The organism is Alistipes timonensis JC136 (assembly GCF_900107675.1).
In the GTDB taxonomy this organism is placed as follows: domain Bacteria; phylum Bacteroidota; class Bacteroidia; order Bacteroidales; family Rikenellaceae; genus Alistipes; species Alistipes timonensis.
In genome coordinates, this window is sequence record NZ_FNRI01000001.1 from 537,441 (window position 1) to 551,488 (window position 14,048).

Annotated in this window: 14 protein-coding genes and 1 tRNA gene; 10 read left to right on the plus strand and 5 right to left on the minus strand. The window is 57.0% G+C overall.

Going from position 1 to position 14,048, the window contains the following annotated elements; genetic code table 11:
* The 5 genes from ftcD to BLU78_RS02160 form a co-directional block, all read right to left on the minus strand.
* Positions 1-1,701 carry a glutamate formimidoyltransferase gene (ftcD, locus tag BLU78_RS02140; RefSeq protein WP_010259870.1) on the minus strand — a complete coding sequence of 567 codons (1,701 nt, stop codon included), beginning with the start codon at positions 1,699-1,701 and terminating at the stop codon, positions 1-3.
* A gap of 180 nt (positions 1,702-1,881) precedes the next feature.
* A complete protein-coding gene (locus BLU78_RS02145) occupies positions 1,882-3,864 on the minus strand; it encodes a TonB-dependent receptor (protein ID WP_010259871.1) in 1,983 nt (660 codons plus the stop codon).
* 105 nt (positions 3,865-3,969) lie between these two features.
* Entirely contained in the window at positions 3,970-5,262 is a 1,293-nt protein-coding gene (locus BLU78_RS02150; RefSeq protein ID WP_026020608.1) for a cysteate synthase, read from the minus strand.
* A 19-nt stretch (positions 5,263-5,281) separates the two neighbouring features.
* A complete protein-coding gene (nspC, locus tag BLU78_RS02155) occupies positions 5,282-6,421 on the minus strand; it encodes a carboxynorspermidine decarboxylase (RefSeq protein WP_010259874.1) in 1,140 nt (379 codons plus the stop codon).
* Positions 6,422-6,655: 234 nt separating this feature from the next.
* Positions 6,656-7,846 (minus strand): saccharopine dehydrogenase family protein, encoded by a 1,191-nt coding sequence (locus BLU78_RS02160; RefSeq protein ID WP_010259875.1) that lies wholly within the window; start codon positions 7,844-7,846, stop codon positions 6,656-6,658.
* 219 nt (positions 7,847-8,065) lie between these two features.
* On the opposite strand from BLU78_RS02160, the gene BLU78_RS02165 reads away from it, so the two are divergent.
* The 10 genes from BLU78_RS02165 to BLU78_RS02215 all read left to right on the plus strand — a co-directional run bounded on the left by BLU78_RS02165 (position 8,066) and on the right by BLU78_RS02215 (position 14,045).
* Positions 8,066-8,138: transfer RNA gene (locus BLU78_RS02165), tRNA-Lys, on the plus strand.
* A gap of 298 nt (positions 8,139-8,436) precedes the next feature.
* The gene (locus BLU78_RS02170) at positions 8,437-9,129 is read left to right on the plus strand and encodes a phage integrase SAM-like domain and Arm DNA-binding domain-containing protein (protein WP_010259877.1); all 693 of its coding nucleotides are present in this window, start codon (positions 8,437-8,439) and stop codon (positions 9,127-9,129) included.
* Positions 9,087-9,227: an integrase gene (locus tag BLU78_RS02175; RefSeq protein ID WP_010259879.1), complete on the plus strand. Its 141-nt coding sequence runs from the start codon at positions 9,087-9,089 to the stop codon at positions 9,225-9,227. The genes BLU78_RS02170 and BLU78_RS02175 overlap by 43 nt, the downstream gene beginning before the upstream one ends.
* Before the next feature lie 17 nt (positions 9,228-9,244).
* Positions 9,245-9,673, plus strand: coding sequence for a site-specific integrase (locus BLU78_RS02180; protein ID WP_010259881.1), 429 nt, complete (start codon positions 9,245-9,247; stop codon positions 9,671-9,673).
* 11 nt (positions 9,674-9,684) lie between these two features.
* Positions 9,685-10,257, plus strand: coding sequence for an ORF6N domain-containing protein (locus BLU78_RS02185; protein WP_010259884.1), 573 nt, complete (start codon positions 9,685-9,687; stop codon positions 10,255-10,257).
* Between the two features lie 663 nt (positions 10,258-10,920).
* Positions 10,921-11,460, plus strand: coding sequence for a hypothetical protein (locus BLU78_RS02195; protein WP_244886492.1), 540 nt, complete (start codon positions 10,921-10,923; stop codon positions 11,458-11,460).
* A gap of 248 nt (positions 11,461-11,708) precedes the next feature.
* Positions 11,709-12,254, plus strand: a complete 546-nt coding sequence (locus tag BLU78_RS02200; RefSeq protein WP_231290728.1) for a hypothetical protein — start codon at positions 11,709-11,711, stop codon at positions 12,252-12,254.
* 30 nt (positions 12,255-12,284) lie between these two features.
* The gene (locus BLU78_RS02205; protein WP_020692419.1) at positions 12,285-13,307 is read left to right on the plus strand and encodes a hypothetical protein; all 1,023 of its coding nucleotides are present in this window, start codon (positions 12,285-12,287) and stop codon (positions 13,305-13,307) included.
* Positions 13,283-13,645: a hypothetical protein gene (locus BLU78_RS02210; protein ID WP_010259894.1), complete on the plus strand. Its 363-nt coding sequence runs from the start codon at positions 13,283-13,285 to the stop codon at positions 13,643-13,645. Before BLU78_RS02205 ends, BLU78_RS02210 begins: the two co-directional genes overlap by 25 nt.
* Positions 13,638-14,045 carry a hypothetical protein gene (locus BLU78_RS02215; protein ID WP_010259897.1) on the plus strand — a complete coding sequence of 136 codons (408 nt, stop codon included), beginning with the start codon at positions 13,638-13,640 and terminating at the stop codon, positions 14,043-14,045. Before BLU78_RS02210 ends, BLU78_RS02215 begins: the two co-directional genes overlap by 8 nt.
* Positions 14,046-14,048: the final 3 nt, after the last annotated feature.

The window sequence follows — 14,048 nt, forward strand, 5'->3', positions numbered from 1 at the left end:
TCATCCTATTTTCTGTTCGACAATTTTCAAAACCTCCGCTTCGAGGCGTTCGGCCTCGGCGGCCAGCGCATTCGCTTCGGCGACAAGCGCATCGGCTTTCACCCGGTCCTTCAGCCCCGCGGCGTTAATCTTCACATTGAGACAGGCTCCCAGCACGGCGCTGCGGGCCGCCAAAGCCCCCACACCTGCGTCGGAAACCGAATTGGGATTGCCCTCCGAAGCCATGGCGCGCACGATCGGGAAAACCCGCGACGCGGCCTTCATCGTCCGCAGGGGAACCTCCGTGGCATAGAGCGTCGCCTCCTGCAAAGCCGCGCTGCGGGCGGCTTTCTCCTCATCGGTGGACTTGGGCATCGCGAAGACCGCCATGATGCGGTTGAACGCCGCGGTGTCCTCGTCCACGAGGTGCAGAAGTTCGCTCAGCACCGACTGCCCCTGCTCGGCCCAGTCGGAAAACTCCTCCCAGCGGTCGTCCCACCCCGCCTTGTGCGACGAAAGGTTGGCGACCATCGTTCCGAGGGCCGCACCCAGCGCACCCATGTAGGCCGCGATCGAGCCGCCGCCCGGAGCGGGCGATTCGCTCGCCGTCTCCCCGGCGAACGCTTTACAGGTCATATCGATAAGGCGTTTTTCCTGAACTTCCGCTTTAAGCAGGTATTCGATGACTTTTTCGGCGGGATCGAAGGGTTTCAGATCGTCGAGCCCCATCGACTTCACGGCGATACGGACGATCTCCTCCTCCGAAATACCCGTAGAACGCCGCTGCTTCCTCAAAAAGTATTTGCCGGCCTCGATCAGCGCCCGCTTCGGGACCAGCCCCACGATCTCGGTGCCCGTGACACGCACACCACGGGCGTCGGCCTTGCGGCACACCTCGTCGAAAGCCACATGCAGGGGCGTTACGGCGATGTCGGTAATATTCATCGAAACCTGCGCAATGCCGTACTCCTCGATAAACCAGCCGATAGCTTTCGTGGCCTTCAGCGTGCCGGGCTGCATCAGGGGATTTCCGGCGGCGTCCTTCACCACCTTGCCCACGGGAGAGCCGCCCTCGCGGACGGGACGCCCCTTCTCGCGCACATCGAAGGCGATGGCGTTGGCGCGGCGCGTGGAGGTAGTGTTCAGGTTGAAATTCACGGCGATCAGGAAATCGCGGGCCCCGACGGCCGTGGCGCCTGTACGGGCGACACTCTCGTCAAAAGGCCGGGCCCCGAAATCGGGTGCGGACTCCCTGTGTGCCAGCTTCTCGGGCAGGGCCTCGTACTCTCCGGCACGGCAGACGGCGAGATTTTTCCGTTCGGGGGTAAAGGCGGCGGCCTCGTAACAGTAGGTCGGAATGCGCAGCTCGGCGACGATTCGTTCGGCCAACCCACGGGCCAGCGCGGCGCACTCCTCGAGCGTAACGCCGGCAATCGGGATCAGCGGCAATACGTCGGTGGCTCCCATACGGGGATGCGCGCCCTTGTGTCGGCGCATGTCGATCAGTTCGGCGGCACGCTTCACCCCTGCGAAAGCGGCCTCCACGACCGCTTCAGGGTCGCCGACGAAAGTGACGACCGTGCGGTTGGTCGCTTCGCCGGGGTCCACGTCCAGCAACTTCACGCCCCCGGACGCCTCGATGGCCGCGGTGATCTGTCCGATCACGTTCCTGTCGCGTCCCTCGCTGAAATTGGGGACGCACTCGATGATGCGATTTGTCATAAAATCATTGCTTTGGAGTTCTTATACTTCAAAGGTAACAAACATTCCGAATTTTTCCGATAAAACTGTAACAAAAAAGACCCGTTTCACCAAAAAACAGAAAGGGTCCGGTGCGATGCACCGGGCCCTTGGTTGCAGCCGGAAGAGACGTGTCCGCGTGGGACTACGGTCCGAAAGGGATCACCTGCCGATCGTCAGCACCACCCCGCCCGTGCACCAGAAACCCGGCAGGCGGAGGCCGCCGATGTCGCAGTAACGGGCGTCGGTGATATTCGTGGCATCGACATAGAGGCGGCAGATGCCTTTTTCCCACGACAGACGCCCGTCGAGCAGAAAATAGGGCTTGTAATCGCGCACCTCGCTGACGGAGGAGTCGCCAGGCCGGGGATAATCGGTATAACTGCCGTTGCGGTCGTAGACCGAACCGGTCAGCACCAGCGACATCCTTCGCAGGAAACACACCTCGACGGACAAGGCCGCTTTGTGGCGCATGAAATCCATGGCGCTCTTGGCCACGATATCCGCATTCCTGTCGGTCGTGATGTAGCCGTAAGAGAGCGCGGCACGACGCAGGAAGCCCTCCGGAGCGGCATAGCCGCCCGAAAGCTCGACGCCATAGGTATCGAGGCGGCTCGACTGCTCCGAATGCCATTTGCCGTCCATATCCTCGCGCCACACCCAATCGATGATGTCGCGTCCGGCCCGGTAGTAGACCTGCGCCGAAACATTCCAGCGACGCTTTAAGTAATCCGCTCCAAGACGATAGGTAACAGCATGTTCCGGCACTAAATCGAGGTTGTTGATCTGAGCCGGCGAGGTGTAGTAGAGGTCCGTGAAGGTCGGCAGGCGCATCGACTGCCACACTCCTGCCCCGACACGCAGCCCCTCGGCGGGCGTCCATCCGGCCGAGAGGCTCCACAAGGCCGAAGTGCCGTAGGGCGTAAGGCTGACACCCGCCGAAGCGGCCATGTCGAAACGTCGCCACGCCTTCGCATGCCGCAGCCAGAGATTGCCCGTATGGCGCGCCTTGGCGTGGGTGTAGTGCCCTTCGGGAACTGCGAGTTTTTCGCCCAGATTCGTGCTGTAAATGTGGTTGAAAGCCCAGTCGGCGCCCAGCGAGGTTTTACCCGCCGCCCAGTCGCAGTCGGCCCACGCCTTTGCACCCGCATTATCGGTGTTATGACGGTTCATCGGCGTACCGCGCGTCCAGTCGTAGCGGTCGAAGTTCTTGCGGTAACTCGCGGCAGTCCCCAGCGAGAAGCGCCCCGCAGATTTGATCCACCGCAGCGATGCCAGCGCCGTCGCGGTGTGTTCCCATTGATCGGGATTGTAAGCCGCATAGAAGCCGTTGGAGCCGAAATCGCGGTCCTGCCACCCGGCTTGCAGGTCGAAGAACCCGGCCCGGCCGCCGTCGCAGGTCACCCGCACGAAAGCATTGTAATTGGAGAAATCGGTGTTGTGCCGGTAGCCGTCGCTGCGACGGCAGGACGCCGCCCCGAGCACCGAAAAACGGCCCGAGGTCACCGCTCCCGAAAGGTTGGCACAGACATAGCCGTACTGGCCGCCCGAGCCTTCGAAGCGCAGATACGTGGGCCGCAAGGGCGCGGTGCGAATATTCACCGCCCCGGCATAGGCGCCGACGCCCGGCACGCCGTCGATCAGTTCGACGGACGAGATGCAATCGAGATCGACGGGCAGCGCGTGGGACTGGTGCCCGGTGCGGGCATCGGTAAAATCGATGCCGTTGAGAAGGACCATGGTCTGGTCGAAAGAGCCTCCCCGGATGAAGATGTCGGCCTGCGTCCCCTTGCCTCCGCGTTCGCGGACATCGACCGAAGGTGCGAGGCGCAGGGCGGCTTCCAGCGTATGGACAGGCGCCTGGGCCTGGGCTTTCCGGTCGAAAAGCGGGGTGTGCGACTGGGCGTTGCGCGCGGGAGCCGTCTGGCTCGCCGTGATGCCGACCTCCCGTATCCTCCATGTTTTGAGGACAGCGGCCGTATCGGCATTCTGCGCGGACGCACCTTGCGTCGCAAGCAGCAGGATCGACATCCCGGCAGAGAGAACCCCGATGGTCACGTAGCGGCGGAGACTCGCAAAGACCGACCAGCCCTTGCGGTTCCAGCGCTTGAAGCAGGGATACTGCTTTGCTTGGATGTTTTCCATGTGTTTGAAATTTGAGTTGATAAAAAACAACGGTCTGAACCGGGTCCGGCTGCAAGCCCCCGGGTTCAGACCGCAGGTATCAGATGCCTGTTTTGCAGGCGAATCTTAGTTGAACAGCGCCTCGACCGTCTCCACCACGTTCGCGGGATCGGGTTCGAGCGGGAAGACATGGCTCGGCTTGAGGTACCAGAGCTCCTTACCCTCCTTAAAATGCTCCTCGCCGCCGCCCGTGATGTTGAGCATGACGGTGGCGTCCTTTTCGATCCTCCCGGCGGCAACGGCGTTGATGAGCGATGCCGTGGCGACGCCAGCCGCCGAATAGATGTCGACGCCCTCGAGGTCGTGGAAGAGTTTCCGGGCCTTGCGGGCCATGGCGTTCGTAGCCACGAAGAAATCACCTCCGGTAGCCTTCAGCGCGTCGTAGAGTCCGCCGGCAATGGCATAGGGCGGACGGCGGTTCGACAGCACCTTCGCGTCGATGATCTCCGCGTCGCGGCGCGCCTTGTCGGCGTCGTAAGGCAGCATCTTGCGCGAATCGGCCCGCCAGGCGTCGTACATCGGAACGAACGGCGCGTTCTGCGACACCATGATCTTCATGGTGTTCGAGCCGAAGCGGCCGTCCTCGATCAGGCGCATGTTGGCCTCCCAGGCGGCAATGGCTCCCGTACCGCTGCCCACGGCCTGGAAATAGTAGTCGGGAATACGGCCGATGGTCGTCACGGCCGAGAGGACCGTGCAGGCCATTCCGTCGCGGCGTGCGATGTTCTTGGCCCCGCCTTCGGCATAGAAGCCCGGGCCTTTCAGCGCCAGGTCGCTCAGGTAGATGGCGTCGAAATAATCGCCCCCCTTATCGCACGAAATGAGCTTCACGCAAGGATTCAGCGGCTCGTCGAACCACAGCGCGTCGATATTGTCGAAGGGAACCGACAGCAGCAGTTTGATATTGTTGTCGGAGCAGACCTTGGCGAAAGCACGGGCCGTATTTCCTGCCGAGGCTACGACCAGCACACGCTGTTCGTCGGCAGCGGCACGACCGCAGACCGAGTAGGCCTCGGTCTCCTTGAACGAGCAGGTGGTCATCGTGGCCCCGATAGCCGGATAGTAACCGTTGAAGGTGATCCAGAGGTTTTTCAGTCCGAGATGCTCGGCCAGTCCCTTGCTCTTGTAGGTCACGGGAGCCGAGGAACCTTTGAGGATGCGCCGCACGGGCAGCCAGTCCGCAAAGCGGTAAAGGCCCCAGTCGGCGGGTTTCACGTCGAGCTGCTTGCTGGCATACCTGGCGCGGATGAGCGACGGCTCCTTGTACTGCGGGTCGGTGAGCATCCAACCGGTATCTTCGAATTGACGCCCCGTGGCGACGCACTCCAAAGTGTAAGGTGTAGGTGTAAAATCTTTCATTTATCGGTGTTTGTATTGTTTACGACATGCGGTTCCTGAAATCTTCGTAGCCGAACTCGCGGATGATGTCCGTGCGACCGTCGCGGCGCGCAATGACGATCGCGGGATGCTGAACGCCGTTGAACATCGTGGTTTTGACCATCGTGTAGTGGATCATGTCCTCGAAGACGATGCGCTCCCCCACTTTCAGGTCGTGGTCGAAAGCCCAGTCGCCGTAAAAATCGCCTGCAAGGCAGCTCGTGCCGCCCATGCGCCAGCGTTTCTCCCCATCGGCAGGATCGTGCGCCCCGACGATGGCCGGTTTGTAGGGCATTTCGAGGCAGTCGGGCATGTGGCAGGCAAACGACACGTCGAGCATGGCCGTATGCACCCCGCCGTTCTCGACGATATCCTCGACGGTCGATATCAGGTAGCCCGTGCGCCATGTGAAAGCGCTGCCGGGTTCGAGGATCAGCCGCAGGTGCGGATGCCGGGCTTTGAAATCTTTCAGAACGGCGATCAGTTCGTCGCAGTCGTACCACGAAGCGGTCATCAGGTGGCCGCCTCCCATATTGAGCCACTTTATTTGATCGAGGCAATGTCCGAAATGCCGCTCGACGGCTTCCAGCGCTTTTCGCAGATGTTCCGGGCGCGATTCGCAGAGAACGTGGAAATGCAGCCCCTCGACGCCCGCCGGAAGTCCTCCAAACGCCGCCAGCTGTTCGGCTGTGACGCCCAGCCGCGAGCCGGGTACGCACGGGTTGTAGAGGTCGGTCTCGACGGGCGAATACTGCGGATTGATCCGCAGGCCGCACGAAAGGCCGCTGATAAGCGCCCGCTGGCCGAAGCGTTCGAACTGGGAGACGGAATTGAAGGTGATATGATCGCTGCAACGCAGTATCTCGTCGATATTGCGGTCCGTGTAGGTCGGAGCGTAAGTGTGGGCGGGCTTTCCGAACTCCTCGAAGACGAGACGCGCTTCGGCTGCGGAACTCGCAGTCGCACCGTCGGAGTGCTGCGCCAGTTCGGGAAAGATGCTCCACATGGCGCATGCCTTCAGGGCCACAATAATTTCGGCGCCCGATTCCCGGCGCACGCGGTCGACAGTCGCCAGATTCCGGTCCAGCAGTTCCTCGTCGAGAACGTAGCACGGCGAAGGCATTTTCAGAAAGTCAATCATCGAATCGTTTTTAATAAAAACAGTTGCAAAAATAGCAAAAACCTCTTGAAAACCATGCTGCGCGGAATTGCTTTTCGGGAAAATACGCATTTATACTTAGCTTGACGCAGTGCCGGACTTTCGATCAGTGCGATACAGCGGTCATACATCATAAAAATCCCCGAACAGGAGTACTCTAGTACATCCCATTCGGGGATTTAAAGAATGCGGCAGGCGCCTCGCAGCAATCGGAACCTACACCTCCAGGTTCACATCGAACAACTCGTGCCACGGAAGCCCCTGCTCGCCCAGCTCGGCGAGGAACGGATCGGGATCGAACTCCTCGACGTTGAACACGCCGGCGCCGCGCCACAGCCCCTTGGCCCACATCGAGGCTCCCAAAGCTGCCGGGACGCCCGTCGTGAACGATACGGCCTGCGTGCCGGTCTGGCGAAACGCCTCCTCGTGGTCGCAGTTGTTATAAATATAGTACGTGCGCTCCTTGCCGTCCTTGACGCCCTTGATGCGGCAGCCGATCGAGGTCTGTCCGTGGTAGTTGGCGCCCAGCGACTTGGGATCGGGAAGCACCGCTTTGAGGAACTGGATGGGTACGATCTCGACGCCGTTGTAGATGATCGGGTCGATACGCGCCATACCGATATTTTGGATCACGCGCAGGTGCGTCAGGTACTCCTGCCCGAAGGTCATCCAAAAGCGCGCCCGGCGAATCGTGGGATAGTTTTTCACCAACGATTCCAACTCCTCGTGGTAGATGACATACGATTCGCGCTCACCGATGCCCGGATAATTGAGCGGCCGGTGAATCTCGTGCGGTTCGGTTACAACCCACTGCCCGTTCTCGTAGTAACGGCCTTTCTGAGTCACCTCGCGGATGTTGATCTCGGGGTTGAAGTTCGTGGCGAAAGCCATGCCGTGGTTGCCGGCGTTGCAATCGACAATGTCGAGGTAGTGAATCTCGTCGAAATGATGCTTGGCGGCATAGGCCGTGAAGATGGCCGTAACGCCCGGGTCGAAGCCGCAGCCGAGGATCGCCGTGAGACCTGCGGCTTTGAAGCGGTCCTGATAGGCCCACTGCCACGAGTACTCGAAATGCGCCTCGTCCTTGGGCTCGTAATTCGCCGTATCGAGGTAGTTGCAGCCGCACTCGAGGCAGGCGTCCATGATCGTGAGGTCCTGGTACGGCAGCGCGACGTTGACCACAATGTCGGGTCGGAACGAGCGGAAGAGTTCGCAGAGCTGCGGCACGTTGTCGGCATCGACCTCGGCGGTCTTCACCCGATTGCCGCCGATGGCGGCCGCCACGGCATCGCATTTGGATTTGGTGCGGCTGGCCAGCATCACATCCGTAAATACGGGATTGGCAGCGATCTTTTGGGTTACCACGGTTCCGACGCCTCCCGCACCGATAATCAGCGCTTTACACATAGAGTTATTTGATTTTTAAAGTTAATTTCGCGTTAACGCCTACAAAAATATCTTTTTATTTCGGCAAATCAAAATCAACGCCGTATTTTTCACGACCCGGCGAAGCGAAAAACAAAAAAGCAGGTTTTACACAAATTTTGCAGGTCAGGTGTTGCAAATTAAAAATAATTCCGTACATTTGCACCACCAAAACGGAAGCGATTCCTATTGGCACACGGAGATTCCGTAGCTCAGCTGGTAGAGCACAACACTTTTAATGTTGGGGTCCTGGGTTCGAGCCCCAGCGGGATCACAAAACGAGAAAACGAGGCACTTTTGTAAGTGCCTCGTTTTTTGTTGTATATCCGCAATCGAGGCTGTTGTTCAAACAGTTACCCCACTCCTCAAGTCCACATAAGTCTTCGTCCGGCAGGCGCCGGGAGGCGAAAAGCGACATTCAAAGCCGCTTATTCGTAACCAAAGTGTAACCACAGGCTCCGCAAAGTGTAACCTGTCCGCGAATGACTTCCGCGCGTCTTTCATTTGTCTTTATTTATTTGTTTATCAAAAAGTTGCAAGAACTAATTTTGTATAACCAAATAAGCAAAACAATGGGAAAAAGTACGTTCAACATCATTTATGTCATCCAGAAAGGCAAGGCGAAGGCCGACGGTTCGGCCCCGGTGGTCGCCCGAATCACGGTCAACGGCGAGAAAAGTCACTTTGCAACACGCATTTACGTCGACCCCGCCTGCTGGCTGCCGAAGGAGTACCGCACGACAGGTATGACGCGCGAAGAGCGGAAAGTCAACGAAGCCCTGGACGAACTGCGGGTGCTCATCAAACAACGGTACGACGAGATGCTCCGCCGCGCGGAGGCCATCACAGCCGGAAAACTCAAGAATGCCATCACGGGACTTGACGAAAAAGCGATGAAGCTGCTCGACCTGTGTGACCGGTTTATCGAAGATTACAAGGGGCTGGTAGAGGCCAAAGTGTACGGTCGGAAGACACTCACCCGCTACGTTTCAACCCGCAACCGTCTGTCGAAATTCATCACCGAACGATATCGTTTACAGGATATTCCGCTGTCTGACATCAACCCCAAGTTCGCCAAAGATTTCGATCTCTGGCTCCGCACCACAAAGCGGCTGGCCAACAACACATCGATGAAGTTTATCCGGCGTCTGAAGCCCATCTATCACATGGCGGTGACGAACGGCTGGGTGCAGAGCGACCCGCTGGCGCGGTGCGGATTCGGATGGAGAAGGTCGACCGTGGCTACCTTACGACCGAGAAGCTGAAGCGTCTTCAGGACAAGAAGTTCAGCAATAAACGGCTGGAGCTGATACGCGACCTGTTTCTGTTCTCCTGCTACACGGGTTCGGGTATGCCGATCTGAAACTCCTGTCATCGGACATGCTCCGCCGCTGGCCCAACGGGAATATGTGGATTGACACCGAGCGCATCAAAACCCACGTGGATGTGCACGTGAGGCTGTTGGATGTTCCGCTGATGCTGATCCGTAAATACGAGGGGCAGGCGAAAGACGGTCTGCTGTTCCCCGTCCCCTCGAACCAGAAAATCAACGAATACCTCAAGGAGGTCGCCACGCTCTGCGGAATCGACAAGGCCGTCACCTCGCACATGGCCCGTCATACCTTCGCCACGACCGTCACGTTGGCCAATGGCGTGCCCATCGAAACCGTCAGCAAAATGCTGGGGCATACCAATATTCGGACGACGCAGATTTATGCCCGCATCATCGACCAGAAAATCAACACCGACATGGAGATGCTGGCGCAGAAGCTCAACAATAAGATGAATCAAGTGGGGACAACAATCTAAAATTCAAAGCTATGGAATTGCAAATTATACAGGAGAAGATTTACGAGATACGCGGCGTGCGGGTGATGCTGGATTTTGATCTGGCAGAAATGTATCAGGTGGAAACAAAGGTGCTCAAGCAGTCTGTCCGCCGAAATATAGAGCGATTTGAAGGTGATGATTTTATGTTCGAATTAACAGCCGAAGAATATAACTCTCTGAAAGCCAGTTTGAGGTCACAAATTGTGACCTCAAACAAGGGAGGTGTCCGCTATATGCCTTTTGCATTTACAGAAATGGGCGTGGCGATGCTTTCGAGTGTTTTGCGCAGTGAGATTGCCATTCGGATCAACCGGGACATTATGCGTGCTTTTGTAGCCGTGCGTAACTATATTCTTGCGAAGGCATCGGATTCGGTTGAATTGGCCCTGCTTCGAGAGCGTGTTCTGAAATTAGAACAGACGACAACCGACGCGCTGGAGGGAGTCAATGATCTATCAGAAGATATGCGGCAGGAGATAGAAACAATATACGAGGCGATCGGGGCTTTGTCTGTCAAGTTGCCGAAAGCCGTCGGCACGCCTCGGAAGATAGGATTCAAATAGTCTTGACTTTAACTTAGCCGCAGAGAGATAAAAACAGTTGGCTACAAATTGTAGCCAACTGAAAAGACTGTTCGCCCACGACAAATAGCAAGTAACATTTGGCTGTGAACTGTACGAATAATTCATGCAATTGAGAACTACCATCTATCTGCGACAAAGTATCCGGTCTGTCGCAGAAACGACCTCTACCTTTACTGCAAAGCAAAAGGCAGGTGGCGGTATTTGGACTGAAATATTGAGCAGAGCTTCGCAGCAAATACAAGAGCGTCCTTTGGCGGGTTGAAATCGCTGAACGGGGCTACGAGGGTACTGCGGAGGAGATGTCGTTTGATGGCAACAACCCGCTTACCATTACATGGGAGAAGCGCGGGGATGAGTTCCATGTCCCGGTCAAGGCATCGGAGGCCACGATCAATATTCTGTGCCGCGAGAACTTTCATTACCTCTCGCTCTTTACCTCTGATCCCCGGCAGTTCCGGGTTTCTGTTTTCCGCAACCGCCAGCTCTATTGGCGGGGGGGGGTATGTGACGGCCGATCTCTACTCCGAGAATTTCACTGCACCGCCCTATCAGGTCAGCATCAAGGCCGTCGACGGATTCAATCTGCTGTCGAGCATTCCGTTACGCGATCTGATGGGCATCGGCATCACCGGGCATTGTTCGTTGTGGGCATTGCTCTCGGCCTGCATAGACCTGCTGGAGTTGGAGGTCGATGTAGCCGATTGGATGGACTTGTATGCCGAGGGAATGCGGGACGATCAATCCCCGCTCCGGCAGACCTATATCGACCTTGCACGGCTCTACTTCGTCTATGAGAATCCGACCTACCAGGATGTGTTGGAGCTTTGTCTGCGGCCGTTTGCGGGGCAGATTTTCCAGAGCAACGGAACGTTGCATATTCGTCGGGCGGTGTCGCTCTACCAGACCTCGCGTCCGATGAGTTTTTACCGGGTCGGTACAGAATATCCTATTGGCCGAATCATCACGGGAGGCGGTCTGCGGCTGGTGATCCATCCCGGAACACAGGTCGTGACCTCTGCCGCGCGGGAGCGCGTGGAGGATATGTGGGACGGTGATCTGCACGTGATGGGCGAATCGGTCATGGATATTGTTCCCGCCCTTCGGAAAGTCGAGGTTGGCGTCAAGAACAAGAGCTTAAGCAATCTGATCGACTACTTCGAATTTTACGATCTCGACTCCTAGGGTGATCCGCACACCTTCCTCTCCCTGCGCAATGCCACCGAGTTGTATTTCAGCGGCAATGACGACTATCAGAGCGAGGTGATCCGCACAAAGGGATTTCCGGTCGAGCAATGCAACTATCCGCCGACGCTGGAGTACAGCGTTCAATCCTACAGTAGTGAATGGAATGTTGGAGTAAGGCCGAATTCGGTCAACTCCGTTATAGTTACAATACGTTACGGCATCCGCATCGTTGGCGAGAAAGCGACATGGAGTCTTGCCGATACGGGAGGGTACAGGGAGAACATGAGATTGTAAGCGAGATCAAAGTTAATTCCGAGGAGAATAAGAAGATCGAAATGCAGGGCATTCCCTGCGACGGCAAGTGGCAGTTCTGGTTCCGGCAGACATTAAAAGGTAAAGTAACCTCGTATGGCAACGGCGGCCGCTCGTCCGGTTATCATGAGGGCTGTGCCTTTCGGAAGATGACGCTGACGATGGATGCCGACGACATCTACGACAAGGGTCTGAAATACGAGTCGCTGGTCAATCCGGCCAATAATGTCGACATGAGTGTCCAGCTCCCGATCTGCGACATCCCGGCCATCCCGAACGATCATCTGCTGTATGCGCTCTATTTTTTGAATGGGCAGAACAAACCTACACGCCTCTGGCATACCAAAGGCCGCACCGATTACGACACGCTGGTCGGTCATATCGTGCAGGGGGCACTGCGGTTCAAGCAGCTTCCCAGCCGCCGGATCACGGACGAGATCTTCACAGGCCAGCATGTGGATATGAATTCGATCATGTAGGACGAGAAGTTCCTGCATGCGGAGTTCTCGGTGAACTCCATTGAGCTGAACGCGCTGGACGACTCCTACAACAGCGAGCTGGTCGAGATGCCGGGGCTGATCCGCACGGAGTACCCGTCCGAAGGCGACGACTGCATCGTCGCGGCCGAGCTTTCGTTCACGGTCGCCGCGATTGTCCGCTGTCAGAATCTGCTGTTCCTGCTCTCACCGGATCGCCGGGTGTATGCCTTCGATGCGGCAACAAAGCGTGTGCGGGAGATTTATCGGTACAGCTTGTCCTTTGATATCTATCCGGCTGATAATGGATTTGCGATTGTCGACGGAGCTGCGCTCTATCTGTTAGACTTCCGGGGTACTGTCAAGCAAATGTACTACCTCGAAAAACCGAATAATGGCCTCTCGACCTATATGGACGGATATTTCTATGTTCTGAAAGAGAGCATCTACTATCCGATGGGGCCGCGCTCGACACGAGCCTCTGAACCCATTATATCCCATTATCTCTTTCGGCCGGAATTCAAATATGAGAATGAGAATCCATCACAAGGTTCTGGCAGCCGTGGATCGGGTGTCGGCGGGACAATCATGTCTGGAGATATTCTCCGGATGCTCCGCACGGAGAATGCCATCGTGGTAAACACCTCGAAGATGGCTTACCTGCATGACAAGCGATTCCACAAACCTTGCTATATGCAGGCTCTTGATGCGAGTTCTCGGATCGTGACCATTTCAGACAACTTTATCGGGCTGAATCTTGACGACCAGTTTCTTATCTACCGCCGTGACGCGATTACCGAGCGCACGTTGATCCACCGCGCAGGCCGCTGTACCGATTATGCAGACCACACCATGAGGAGTTCGCCCATTGCTATAACGATGGAATCTATGTGTGGAATATCCATAACAACTCCACTACGAAGGTGGAGAATATCGCGGGACTTGGGCAGACGATTCAGGGGCTGTTCTTCATCCTCGGCAACCTGTATATCGTGCGCGACAATACCATTTATAAATACATCCCATAGCCTATGGAAACAATCAGCATCATCCTGAATTTTCTGCTGGCCAGCGGCCTTGCCGGAAGGCTCCTGTTCTTTCGTTCGAAGCGGCGCAAGGAGGAGGCCGAGGCAGACTCGGCCGAGATCGACAACACAGAGAAGATCGTCAGCATGCAGTCGGAACACATCACACGGCTGGACGGCCGCGTCGAGAAGCTCGAAGAGAAGGTCGACAAGTTAGAGATCATCATCGAACACAAGGATGTCGAGATCGACCGCAATCACACCATCATCCGGCAGGCATACAAATGCCCGACACCCGCAGATCAATGTCCGGTGTTGATCAAACGCTCCAAAATGGACAAGGGCAGAAAGGAGGCGAAAAATGAGTAGAGGGCTCTCCAACTGCAATCCCGGCAATATCCGACAGTCAAAAACCCGCTATCAGGGCGAGGTCGTTCCGTCACGGGATAAGGCATTCAAACAGTTTCAGACGATGGCATGGGGCTACCGGGCCATGTTCGTGCTGTTAGATTCTTACTACCGGAATGGCTACACGACGATTCGCAAAATCATCGTCCGTTATGCCCCGCCCATCAAAAACCACACCGAGAACTACATCCGCTGGGTGTGCGAATGGTCGGGGATCGGGGCTGACACCCCGCTGAACCCACAGCGCGGGGAGTTGATGCTCCCTGTTGTCGCGGCGATGAGCCGTGTGGAGAACGGCATCCCGGCCGTGCTTGCAGATGTGCAGGCCGGATGGAATCTATACCTAACTCATAAACCCTAACCG